The 329-nt window shown below is 18.5% G+C and carries 1 tRNA gene; it reads right to left on the bottom strand.

From position 1 onward, the window contains the following. Positions 1 to 253 precede the first annotated feature (253 nt). Positions 254 to 325: transfer RNA gene (locus NUM_RS17675), tRNA-Gly, on the bottom strand. Positions 326 to 329: the final 4 nt, after the last annotated feature.

Raw genomic sequence — 329 nt, 5'->3', positions numbered from 1 at the left:
AACTCTTTTCTATTACTTTTCTTTAAATAATATAATAGAGATAGATTATATTTATTTAATTATTTTATAATAGTGTAGTATTTATTTCAATTTAAAGAATAAATTAATGTTATTAAAAGAAATATTTCTTTAAAAATAAATCAATTAATAACATTTGTAGTTTTTAATGTAGTTTTTAATATTGTAAATTTTATTATTTTTATTTTGTAATTAACAGAATAAAAACTATCAGATATTTCTAGTTAAATAATTTTACGAGTTACTGGACTCGAACCAGTGACCTCTAGGTGGAAACTAGAAATTATAACCACTTAACTAAACTCGTCTTT

It is taken from the genome of Actinocatenispora comari (genome assembly GCF_017312725.1).
GTDB classification, from domain to species: domain Bacteria; phylum Actinomycetota; class Actinomycetes; order Mycobacteriales; family Micromonosporaceae; genus Actinocatenispora; species Actinocatenispora comari.
This window is presented reverse-complemented; position numbering and strand designations above follow the sequence as displayed.